Source organism: Roseibium limicola (assembly GCF_017313085.1).
In the GTDB taxonomy this organism is placed as follows: domain Bacteria; phylum Pseudomonadota; class Alphaproteobacteria; order Rhizobiales; family Stappiaceae; genus Roseibium; species Roseibium limicola.
The window spans coordinates 433,949-445,900 of sequence record NZ_JAFLNF010000001.1 but is presented as its reverse complement, the minus strand read 5'-3'; the positions used below and the strand labels follow the sequence as shown (position 1 = coordinate 445,900).

The 11,952-nt window shown below is 56.9% G+C and carries 8 protein-coding genes; 3 read left to right on the top strand and 5 right to left on the bottom strand.

Features of this window, described 5'->3' with window-relative positions:
- Positions 1-73: 73 nt before the first annotated feature.
- Genes J0X15_RS01950 through J0X15_RS01930 form a run of 5 tightly spaced genes read right to left on the bottom strand, consistent with a single transcriptional unit; the run spans position 74 to position 5,951 of the window.
- Positions 74-1,006, bottom strand: a complete 933-nt coding sequence (locus tag J0X15_RS01950; RefSeq protein WP_206937801.1) for an MJ1477/TM1410 family putative glycoside hydrolase — start codon at positions 1,004-1,006, stop codon at positions 74-76.
- Positions 1,003-2,442, bottom strand: a complete 1,440-nt coding sequence (gene pelG, locus J0X15_RS01945; protein WP_206937800.1) for an exopolysaccharide Pel transporter PelG — start codon at positions 2,440-2,442, stop codon at positions 1,003-1,005. Before pelG ends, J0X15_RS01950 begins: the two co-directional genes overlap by 4 nt.
- 5 nt (positions 2,443-2,447) lie before the next feature.
- The gene (gene pelF, locus J0X15_RS01940; protein WP_206937799.1) at positions 2,448-4,064 is read right to left on the bottom strand and encodes a GT4 family glycosyltransferase PelF; all 1,617 of its coding nucleotides are present in this window, start codon (positions 4,062-4,064) and stop codon (positions 2,448-2,450) included.
- Positions 4,057-5,001, bottom strand: coding sequence for a hypothetical protein (locus J0X15_RS01935; RefSeq protein ID WP_206937798.1), 945 nt, complete (start codon positions 4,999-5,001; stop codon positions 4,057-4,059). The genes pelF and J0X15_RS01935 overlap by 8 nt, the downstream gene beginning before the upstream one ends.
- The gene (locus J0X15_RS01930; RefSeq protein ID WP_206937797.1) at positions 4,998-5,951 is read right to left on the bottom strand and encodes a DUF4118 domain-containing protein; all 954 of its coding nucleotides are present in this window, start codon (positions 5,949-5,951) and stop codon (positions 4,998-5,000) included. The genes J0X15_RS01935 and J0X15_RS01930 overlap by 4 nt, the downstream gene beginning before the upstream one ends.
- A 277-nt stretch (positions 5,952-6,228) precedes the next feature.
- Here J0X15_RS01930 and J0X15_RS01925 point away from each other — a divergent pair, with 277 nt between their 5' ends.
- The 3 genes from J0X15_RS01925 (at position 6,229) to J0X15_RS01915 (ending at position 11,952) form a co-directional block, all read left to right on the top strand.
- Positions 6,229-7,626, top strand: a complete 1,398-nt coding sequence (locus J0X15_RS01925) for a polysaccharide biosynthesis/export family protein (RefSeq protein ID WP_206937796.1) — start codon at positions 6,229-6,231, stop codon at positions 7,624-7,626.
- Between the two features lie 233 nt (positions 7,627-7,859).
- A complete protein-coding gene (locus J0X15_RS01920) occupies positions 7,860-10,178 on the top strand; it encodes a TonB-dependent receptor domain-containing protein (RefSeq protein WP_206937795.1) in 2,319 nt (772 codons plus the stop codon).
- Positions 10,179-10,182: 4 nt separating this feature from the next.
- Positions 10,183-11,952, top strand: coding sequence for an ABC transporter ATP-binding protein/permease (locus tag J0X15_RS01915; protein WP_206937794.1), 1,770 nt, complete (start codon positions 10,183-10,185; stop codon positions 11,950-11,952).

Sequence of the window (11,952 nt, the reverse complement as noted above, 5' to 3'; positions counted from 1 at the left end):
GCTGCTTTGGTTAACCTGCTGCCCGGTCGTCTCTCCTTGAACTCCCGGTCTCTGGAAGGCGCCGGGCCGTGGGTCAACGGCAATCGGTGGACGGCAATTCGAGGGCACGGTCAGCACAGGTCACGACGTATCCGAGCTTCGATATTTCCTTTGCAGCCTGTGCCTTGAGGTCGGGGTCATTCAGATATTCGATGATGAAAATCGGCACGCCTGCGTCGGCGCCCATTCGCAGATATTTCGAGGACCAGTAGATCTCTTCATCGGAGTTGCGGATTTCGTCGCCGTGGACGCCGAACAGTAGATCTTCCTTGCCGACACCGTCGATCACCGAGATATAATTCGCATAGCGTAGCAGGCCTTCTGCATTCTGGCCGATCACGATGAAATCCGGGTTTTTCTCCCGAGCATGATCGCTCAGGCGTTGAACGAACTCGATCATCTTCTGCTCGATGTCAGGGTCGGAGGTGAACTCCTGGAAGATGTCGACGCGGTCGAGGTAAACCCCGTCAAATCCGGCGGCAATGATCCGATCCAGCTGGGCAATCATCACGTCCTGCCATTGCGGATCCCAGAACTTGACGACGTAGTTGCCCGGCCAGTTGGGGTTTTCTTCCTCTAGCCACTGCGGCGGTGTATTGAACCACTCCGGCTGCCAGTAGCCGCGGTAGTCTTCCGCTTCGCCGATGGAGAAGTAGGAGACCACCAAGCGCCGGCGTCCATCCGGCATTTTCTTGAGGCCGGCAATGCTCTCGCGGCTGTAGGCTCCCGCGCTGGAGCCATCGCGTGAGTGATCGATCACCACCAGTTGATAGGGGCTTGCGGCAATCCCGTTCAGTGAGGCGCCCTGCAATTGGTAGCCCCAGGTGCTGATGTCTTGCAGGGCCTTGCGCGCAGATGTCGGTTCTGCTGCTTTGGTGGCGGTGCTGAGCAGGAAGACGCAAGCAAGGACTGTGAAAAGCCGATGGGACCTCCGGTTTGAGGACCAGAGAGAAGGGGCGGTCGTCATGATTTGTTCCTGTCCTTGAGAAACGGCATGAGCCAGTCGTTCTCAGCGCTGCGGGTCGCGGCCATGGTGAACATTGTATAGGGCAAACGGCTGAGCTCCTGATAGAGGCTCTGCACCGCCAGAAGGCTGCTGATCATGGCTCCGACCATGTAACCGTATCCCCAGAAGTCGGGACCCAGCATGACTGCTGCATAGGTTAGGACCCCGTTCAGAAGCAGGAAGATAGCCTGAAGTTTGAAGTACTTCAGGCTCTGGTTCATGAACAGCAGTAGAGATGAGCTGGCCAGAAACGCGAAGTGAAAGAGCACGCCGAGAAAGCCGATGCGCAAGACGCCGATTTGGCGGAATTGCAGGTTCAGAGAATCGGCGATGGCCGGGCTCAGCCAGATGGCGATTGCGCAAACGATTGCCTGCAATAGAACGATCTGCATGAGGGTGTTGATGGTGGCGCGTTGCAGGTTTGCAGCGGCGCTCTTGATATTGTTCAGCGTGGCATGGGTTTCGATGTTGTGGTTGAAGACCTTGAAGTGTCGATAGAAGCCGGTCTCCAAGTGTAGAACAAAGGCGGCTAGGCCTGGAATGATGGCCAGATTGGCGACGAACATGGCGCTGTCATAGAAAGGCGCGTGGATCAGCCCGACGGGTAGGCGTTCGCCGCTTGAAGATGTCCACATCACCCATTTGTCGATCCAGATTCCGGTGACGGCGAGTGTCGCACCAACGGCCAGAATGACATGGGAACGGCTGGCGGATAGGAGCATCCGGATCGAGGACAAGCCGCTGTCCATCGCCGTTGGAAATGTCACCAGAATGCGGGATAGAAGAATAAACACCGTCAGGCTCAGGCCAAGGTTGAAGGACCATAGCAGCCCGTGGGTGCCATAGCCGGCCTTGGTTGCTTGAAGACCGAGGAAGATGCCCAGAACCAGACCGATCAGGAATCCAAGGGTGATGGCCATGAAGTCCTTGATGGCCCCGCAAAACACCAGAGCGATCCAGATCATTGCGGTGATGGCAACGCAAAACAGCGCTCCTGGAAGCATCGACGGGTCAAGCGGAAACACGACAGTGAAAATGGGGAAGGCGCAGAGAACGGCGATCAATGTTCCGGCGACGAGTGATGTGAAGAGCAGCTGGCTGACGGCGGTGTAGACCTGCGCGAAGATCATGTCGGATAGCATTCTCGTCGTGACGATGACGACCGGTGCGGTCGTGACGAGGGAAATTGCAAACCCGTAGATAAGCACAATTCTGAAATTCGCCAGCGCATCCAGACCCAGGTATTGCTCTGTGGCAATGGTGATGAAGGCGATTGCCAAAACGGTGAAGAGCCATGGTCCGGCAACGATCACCGCAGAATGGCCATAGGCAGACAGGCCACCGAGAATGCTCGGTGCCTTGGCGAGTTTCTGAAGCTCGAATGTAATCCCTGCCACGAGCGTCAGGCCTCCACTCTTGCGCGTACTTCCAACTGGGAAGCCGCCGGTGTGGAGGTCAGATTTCTCATATAGAGGTCATTGTATTTTGCGGCAGATGTAGCCGAAGAATAGTATTTCTGGACGCGGGCGCACAGGGTTTTACCCAGAGCTTCTCGCTTCGTTGGATCGGATATCAAGTCGGTGATCGCGGTGGCGATGGACTGAGGCGAGACGAGCCCGGTGACAAGCCCTCCAAGACCCAGCGGCGGACACTCATCGGCGGCACCTTCAAGGATTTCTCTGCAGGCGCCGACATCGGTCGCGATGCATGGAATGCCGGCCGCGCCGGCTTCCAGAAGAACCAGCGGTTGCGCTTCGCTGAGGCTGCTCAGAACCACCACGTCGATTTTCGGAAAATACTCCTTCAGATCGACATTGCCGGTGAAGGTGATCACCTTGGCCAGATCCAATTCGTCGACCAGTGCCCGGCATTCTTCGAAATACAGCGGGTCTTCGTCCATGGGGCCGACAATCAGTGCAGACAGTCCGGCGGTGTCTTGAGCGGCAAGCCCGACTGCGCGGATAAAGGTGACAATATCCTTGATGGGGACGACCCGGCCAATCAGGGCGACAGTCCGTCCGTCGGAGGGTTTGAGGTCGCTGATCTTGAACCTTTCCAGGTCAATGCCATTTGCGATGACCGACATCTTGTGTCTCGGCGCGCCTTGCAGTTGTTGCAGTTGCTGGTTACCGGAAAACAGCGTGGTGATCTCATCGCAGGCGGCGTAGCAAGCTCTGGCGTAAGTGTCGAATGCCCCAAGCCACAAATCCCTGAGATCGTAGCGTCGGTCCTGCAGAGCCAGGCCCTTGTTGATGGTGTCGGCGATCCAATCTGCCATGAGGATCTCGATGCGGCGTTCGTTGGTGTAAATGCCGTGTTCGGAAATGATCACGGGCCGGCCGGTTTCAATCTTGGCACGTGCTGCAAACAGCCCGGCATAGCCGGTTGAGATCGTGTGGTAGATGCGCGCTTCGGGCAGGGGACACGTCAGGACATTGAACAAGCCCCCCAGCAGGGCTCGCGATGCCCAGTAAAACTGGATGAAAGAGGCTTGCGGAACCCTCTTGTCGAAGAGTCGGCAGATCAGGTTCCAGGCATCTGGGCTGTTCATGTAGCCGGTTTTCGGAAGGCGATTGTTCGGGTCATTGACGAGATCATTGATCTCGCGAAAGGTCTCGAGGTCGCCTTTTTCAAAAAATGAAAACAGCCTGTCGGCCAGGTTTTCGCCAAGGTTCTTGCCGTTGCCCTGGTAGTCGGTTCCCCCGCCAAACTCCTGCAGGGCGACATGCTGGAAGCTCACCAGGTTGTCTGGCACCTTGTAGGGGACAGGGCGTGCCTCATCATCGGGGAAAAGCGAGACCACGCTAAACGTGAGTTCCGGCTGGGACCGGATGAGCCAGTCGATCCAGCTGGAAACACCGCCTCTGACGAAGGGGTAGCAACCCTCCACGATGAGGCAAACGTCTGCGGAGCGTTTGCTGTGTCGCAGCGCATTCCACGCTTTGGCATTGGTCGGTACTGTGAGGCTGCTGAGCGGCTTTCCGAGGGTGCGAACTGAGGCCCAAAGCGGATTACTCATGGGAGACCCCCAGCTTTCTATCCGCAAGGAACATCGTTGTAAGGTCCTGCGATCCGCTGCTTTCCTCCCGCGGAGAACTGAGCTTCGGGATTTGCGTCTGCAGGCGCTTGCAGGCGGCACGAATGAGCGGATCCTGAATGGAGGCGCCGAAGTGAGCCCACAGGATCTCCAGCTTCTCGATCAGAGCTTCACAGACTGAGTGATCCTGAAAGCCGGATTCCAGAACCTCACAACATTGCCTGATCTGACGCTTGGCCTGAGCATGTGTTTCAGGAAAGGGTTCCGCCTCCAGCGTCATGCGCTGTGCCCGAAACTGGTTCTGCAGCTTGGTATAGGCCGCAGCCGCCTGAACTCGCACGGAAGGCGCGGGATCGTTGAGTGCAGACAGGATCACGGGGAGAAACCTTCGGTCGTACTTCAGGGCGACGACCCCCAGAAGGCGTTGCTTGTCGCCGATGTCTCCCCGCTTCATCACGTCGCGAAAGTTGGAGAGATTATGTGCCAGATCACGCGGGTACATGCGGTTGTTCACGACCTTGCGGTGTATGTCGGCGTAAAGATCGTCGGTTTGGCTCTGGTTCAGCTCTGCATACCATTTTTCCCGGTTTGGCGGTGCCATCGGCGAACAGGCGCAGGTGATTGCGATGATCAGAATTCCGAGGCCACCAATGGGCCCCAGGCATGCAAAAAGCAGGATGGCCAGCGAGTCGAAGCGTCCGCCAGGCCGCAGGGTCCAGCACCATAAGATTGCACAGGCGTTGAAGATGGCATGCCCAAGCAGAAGCTGAGTGAGGCTCAGGGTCTGGTGATGCCCAAGGCCCCACAAGCCGCTGCCCACAAGCGCAATCAACCCAACCGAAAGACTGAATGCGGGAGCGATCTTCTGATCAGGCTGACCAAGATTGCGGAGCTTGGGACGCTTGGCGGCGAGCATCATGTCACCACTTGGAGACGGGGCGAGTTGCTCTTGCTTTTGGCTGAGGCCGGTCTGGACTGCCGGTCGATGGATGATGCAATCGCGCTGGCAATGGCGTCGAGCAAAACCGTGCTTTCTGCTGGCGGGTTCACCGGTGTGAGATCTTGAATTTCCAGGATACCCGACAGCTTGCCGTTTACGGCACTGCGGATGAGTTTCAAGCTTCCGGCCGGCGGTGTATCGGACGCATCACTCCGGCGCAGCCCGATCGGCAACTGATCCACATCGTCCCAATCGACAAGAATGTCATCGGTCCCGGAATTCGTGCCGTCCAGACGACGATAAGTGGTCAGGACCTTCGCCCAGTCGGGGTTCAGCAAGTACAGGCGGATTGTGCAATCCCCCAGGATGCGGGTGATTGCCGTGTGCAATTCTACACCGGACGGCGATTGATAGTCGATGCGCTTCAACTCAAGCAACATCTTGAGGACATCAGGCTCGGCGACTTCTTCACTCAGCACGGTCTCGCGTTGAAGCTCGTCGATCGTGGTCTCCAGATCCAGCAGGTAGTCGCCAACGGCGGCTCTTTCTTCTTCGAAACGCGATAGCTTTTCTTCCAGAGAGACCAGGTCAGAAACCTGCCGGTCCCGCAGCCCGCCGAGAAAAATGGCGCTTACAAGCCACATGGCGGGCGTTGCCCAGAGCATGGAAGTGTACTGAAAGAGGCTCTCGTCCAGGCGTCGGTCGGGTGAGAAAAGGGCCGCGTAGAGACCGATAGCGATGACCGCGGTGGTGACACCGGGCAGGCGGCCGAACTGAATTGTCGCGAGTAAAACCGGGATCCAGAATGGATGCGGCTGCAGTGAAAATAGGTTTGCTGATGGAAATACTATATCAAATATAGAAAAAGCGAAAAAAATTAACGAGTATTCTATAATTGACGCAAATGGCTTTCTGGTATGGGTTCTCATGATAAATACTCAGCCTGATAATTTAGGCAGAATATTTTCCATTATCGCATTTTGACAAGGAGTAATCTCCTGTTAACCTTAATAACTAGTTAGAATTGCGGTGTTGGTCGTTAGGAGTTAAGAAAAAATTAATTAAAATTACGTGCAAGTCCGCGCCATTCAAATGCGCAGCACGGAATTAAAGACATTCGATTCATCGATAGCCTCGCATTTGGAAAATTGAATTCCCTTGCGTGGGGCTCGCTCCGGCACTGCTGGAGATCAGGGAGACCGTGCAATGTTTCGCGTATTGCAGATTGTCATCGTCGGAGCCTTCTTTTCCCTGGCCAACTTTGGCGTGCAACCGTCCGGATCGACGACAGAGCATATGTCCGGCGGCAGCCTGCCAAGCGGCGGGATATCCCCGTCTCTGGCCGATGAGGTGGCGAGCGATGTCATGTCGGATGCGGGCGTGATGGTCGGTGATTCCATCAATATTTCCTTCTTTGAGGCTTCCGAAGGGCAGGATGGCCGCGTCGGCGCCACCTATCGCCGCGATGACCTTTCGGGGGATTACCAGGTCTCTGCCGGAGGCAATATTTCCATTCCGCTGCTCGGAGAGTTTGAGGTTAAGGGAACGTCGCTGGTAACCTTGTCTGACCAGCTTGCATCGGCGACTGAAAGTCTGAGCTCGCGGCAAATGATTGTGCGTGCGCATTTTACCAAGCGGCCACCGGTCTACGTGACCGGCAACGTGAAAATTCCGGGTGCTTACGAATATATTCCGGGCATGAGCGTCGCCAAGTTGATCGCCCTGGCTTCAGGATTGAAGTCCTCGGCGTCAGATATCGGTCTTGTTCCTACTATCCTGGAAGCACGTGAAGATCATTCACTGTCGCAGTTGCGGCTTGCCAAGGCCGTGGCTGAGAAGATCCGCGTCGAGGCGGAGCTGAAGGGGCATTGGGCTGTAACAGACCCAGAGGCCTTCGACGGGCTGGTCGACGCGCAACGTCAGCGTGACTTCCTGCGCGACGAAGAGGCTGTCTTCCACCGCAACCTGGCTGTCTGGACCATGCGTGTCGAGGCAGCCCGGGAAAAGGTGGCTTTGCGCCGTGGTGGTGTGCAGGCCGCGCAACAGGCTGTTTCTGCAGCTGGCGCAAACCGCGAGCAGGTCGATGGCAAGCTGCAGGCCTGGGACGATGTCTATCTGCCCAAGTTTTTTCAGAAATCCGAGGCGGCGAGCAAGAAACGCGAGTTGGATCGCTTTGCCTCGCTGCAGGTTGCGCAGCAAGAAGTGGAATCCAAAGTTCGATTTCTTCAGGCGCAGTCGGTGCTGGCGGATGCGGAACATGAGCTTTACGCGATGCAGGCCGAGCGTGATGTCACTCTGGAGGCCAAGCGCGCCGACCTGTCGACCCAGATTGAAGAGTTGCGTCGGCGTGTTGACGTTTCCTCCCGCAAGCTGAAAGCCTGGAGCCCGGCCGCGCTGGCGGCGAATGGCCGATTGGGCCGCGAGAACGAGATCACGATTATCCGCTCCGGACAACGCGGCGATGAAACCTTGCAGGCTGTTGTTCGCTCGCAGGTACGCCCGGGTGACGTGGTTCAAGTGCAGCTTGGCTCCCCTCAGCTGAGCGAAACCGGCCCCGACGAGTTCGGGTTGAGCTCGCTTGATCTACATAAGCTTATCCGTTGATTGTCTGATCCGGGCTTTGCTCCCGCAGGTGCTTATTGTAAAGCGCGCTGATGCTAACGCACCGAATTCCTTTGAATAATTTGATTAATAATACTTGACTTCAAAATTCATAATTTCGTATTATTTCCCTAGCAGCGCAAATAGTCGCTGACACTTCACAGCCAGCTATCCGCAAGCGATCCATTTTTTGATCCCGCCCTGAATTTCTTTCAGGGCGCCGACGGAGCACATCCATGCAGTTATACAAGGGGCTTGGGGCCCCCAAGCTAGCGGCTATCGCTGGCTGTGCCTTCCTGTGCGCCGCGCCTTATGCGCAGGCGCAGCAGGCGGCCGTAAACACAGACACTGAAACCGACGCCGACCTTCAGCAAACCAGCTCCGATGGCTCGATCACGGCGGCGGAGCCGCAGCCGGTTGTTCTGCTGGACGGGGTTACCATCGTTGCTGGGCGAGCGCCGGCATCTCTGCTTGAAATCCCGGCCAATGTCAGCGTCGTTGATGAAGAAGACCTGGAGAAATATGGCATCTCCGACATGCAGCAGGTCATTCGCTACATTCCCGGCGTTGATGTCGCCAGACAGAGCAACTCGACCGACCCTTTCAACACCTTTGGTGGCTTTACCATCCGTGGCGTGAGTGGAAACCGGGTGCTGATGCTGTCTGATGGGTCGCGGGTGCCGGAGCGTATCACCGACGGGACACGGGACTATCTGGACTTCAATTTCGTCAAGCAGGTTGAAGTGGTGCGAGGCCCTGCGTCCGTTCTTTGGGGTGCGGATGCCCTTGGCGGTGTTGTGGCGCTAGAAACGCTTGATCCGGAAGATCTTCTCAAAGGCCGCAGGATGGGCGGACAGGCCGGGTTGTCCTATGACAGCTTCACACAATCAGGCACAGGCTCTGGTGCCGTCGCCTATCAGCTCACCGACACGATTTCGGCAATGTTCGCCTTTTCGCGGCATGCTGCGAGTGAGCCGGAATTGAGCAACGCGCGCGACGACGGCGGCAGTTATGGCTGTCCACGTGACTTTTCTGCGGGCCAGCTGGGGTGTGGCCAGTTCGATGACACCGATACGCAGACCTATCGTGGTTTGGCCAAGGTCGTCTGGACGCCGACCACCGCGCATCGGCTTGAGCTTTCAGCCGACATGATGAAGCGCTCGACAGAGGTGGACTACACCGGCAACAGAGGCACTCAGTCCAACGGTGACTACGTCAATGATTATGATCGCAATCTGGATCTCGACCGCAGCCGGTTTGCGCTCGAGCACACCTGGACGCCGGAGACTGGTCTGCTGGATCAGCTGAAGACCGTCTTTGCCTATGCTCCGAACACATACGATCGTTCGGGCCGCGAATATGGGGTGACCTCGACCGGGGACAGCTACATAACTGATGATACGTTGACCTATACGGAGGACTTCTTCGAGCTGGACATTCAGGCGAGCAAGTTCTTTGAAACCGGACCCGCTGGCCATGACGTAATCTTCGGCTTTGATGGAGACTATTCGGTTCTTGACTACACCCGCATTGACCAGACGACGAATTTGACAACCGGCGCCTCGACAGAGACCCGCGCTGGTGGTTTCAATTTTGCCAACTCTGACAATCGACGCGCCGACGTGTATCTGCAAGACACCGTCGGGTTGTTCAACAATTCCCTGGAAATCACACCCGGTGTGCGTTTCGCGACCTATCGTCTCGAGCCACATCCGGATGCGGACTACAAAGTTGTTACTGGATCCGAACCTCGTGTGCGGGAGGACACAGCACTGTTGAAAAGTCTGGGAGCACTGTACCGGTTCAACGATACCTGGTCGGTCTGGGGCAAGTATGGCGAAGGCTTCAAGATGCCGACTGCCCAGCAACTTTACACGTCTCTGCCGGGAAGCTTCTTCAACTTGACACCAGCCCCGGATCTCGATCCGGAAGAAGTTGCCAATTATGAAGCGGGTATTCGTGCGCAGACGGCCGCTGGTTATGTCTCTCTGACCGGGTTCTATGCGGATTACACCAACTTCATTCAGAGCTTTTACAACCCACCGGGCACCAGCGATTACACCTATCGCAACCTGTCCTCCGTCGAGGTATGGGGTGTCGAGTTGGAAGGCGCCTATGCAGTCAATGACAACCTGCATCTGACCGGGAGCCTTGCCTGGCAGCGAGGCGTTCAAAAAGCCTCTGCTGATGCGGATACCAAGGCACACACATTGCCTCCGCTGACGGCCATCCTCGGGGTGAGCTATCTGATCCCGGAGTACAATCTGAGCCTGGAGGCTGTCACAACCCTGGCGGCGCCCGTGTCGGAAGTCTCCTCGGATGATGGGTTCAAACCCGGAGGCTATGCACTTCTGGATGTCTTCGGACAATGGCAGTTCACTGAAAAGGCGCGTCTGAACTTTGGCGTGAAGAATGTCTTTGACACGCGCTACTTCGACTTTGGCGCTGCGGGGCGGACCATGTCCCCCTCGACCGCGGTTGCAGCACAAAGCCCGCTGGAACTGCAGACAGGTGCGGGGCGCACCTTTTCTGCCAGCCTGAACCTAACGTTCTAAGGCGATGGGTGTGGTCCTCAGACGTATCTTCATCCTGACACGGTACGCCGTGTCAGGGCCCGGGTCCTGGTTCGCCTATCTGCTTTATTCCGCAGCACTCGGGTTCCAGTTTGCCGGGGTGTGGATCTCAGTGCAGCAAATTGCCTGGAGCAAGGCGTTTTATGACGCTCTTGAAAATCGGGATGCAGGGGCTGCTCTGACCGAAATAGGGCATTTTGGCCTGTTGGTCGGGGCCAGCGCCACTTTCTATCTGGCGGGAAATTGGTTGAAAAAGCGGCTGATGCTGTTTCTCCGCCAAAGGCTGACAGAGCGCGTGCAGGACATGTGGCTGTCGAACAAGGCCTATTGGCATCTGCGCCCAGGCTATTCTGCGCTCCCGGTGGATAATCCTGATCAGAGAATCGCCGAGGACTGCCGCCAGTTAGTAGATCGATTGCTGAAAGAAACGCTGGACCTGATTTCCCGGATTGTTGGGCTGACGTCCTATTTGGCTGTCCTCTGGTCGTTGTCGTCGTTTCCATTGGCACTGTCACTGTTCGGCGTGGACATCCTCATCTCGCACTACATGGTCTGGGCGGCTTTTCTGTATGTCGCACTCTCCAGCCTCATTACCCACCTGCTTGGGCGACCGATCAAGGGACTGGTTTTTTCGCAAGAGCGGCAAGAAGCGAATTTTCGGCATGCGCTGATTCAATTGCGGGATGGGGCCGACGAGATCGCTCAAGCGTCAGGTGAAGAGGCCGAGCGACGCAGGCTAAATAGGCGTTTCGATGCCATCCGCAAAAACTGGTTTCAGCTTATCAATGCGGAGCTGCTTCTGGGGCTGTTCGTACGTCCCTATTTTCAGACCGTGCTGCGAATTCCGACGTTTCTCGCGTTGCCAGCCTATTTCGCAGGCAGTGTGACTTTAGGCGGGTTGATGCAGCTTGCCTCCGCCTTTTCACAGGTGACGACCAGTTTGAGCTGGTTCATCTTTTCCTATCGCGACCTGGCAGAGTTTGCGGCCGTGGCCGAACGCCTTGATCTGCTGATCAAGGCGACGCAGGCACCGTGGTCATCGCCTGATGCGGTATGCGATATTGAGCGACCGCGCTTGCCAAATGGCCCATTGCAGCTTTACGGCCTGGCTCTGACGACGCCACAGGGAAAGGCTTTGGCACCGGTCCCCGATTTGAAGCTGAACCCTGGGGAGACTGTTTGGGTGAAGGGCGCTTCGGGCGTTGGCAAGAGCACGCTGTTGTCTGCCATTTCCGGGCTTTGGCCCTATGGAGCGGGTACGGTCTCTCTGCCTGAGGTCAAGCTTTTGGCCCTGCCTCAGGTGCCGCGCGTCTTCCCGGAAGGGCTCGCCCATGCAGCAACCTATCCGCAGGACCCGGGCGCGGTCGGTAAGGCTGACATCGAAAATGCCCTTCAAAAGGTTGGGTTGTCTCACCGGGTGGCGGCGCTGAACCAGTCCGACGAGGAAGGCTACGCCGGGCTTTCCGTAGGCGAACGCCAGCGGTTGGCTCTGGCTCGGGTGCTCCTCAACCGTCCGGATATCTTGATCCTTGACGAGGCCACCAGCGCTCTGGATGCGCGCAGTGAAGCAGAGCTTCTAACGCTTCTGCGCTGTGAGTTGCCGGACGCGATGATCATTTGTGCCGCTCACCGACCGCCTGAAGCGCTTGGTTCCTTCAAGGTCCTGGAGCTGGGAGGCTCCCTTGCAGAGACACCATCATCCGAAACGATCATGAGCTTTGAAAGCTCGCCGACTTTTGCAACTTTTGGAAACTGA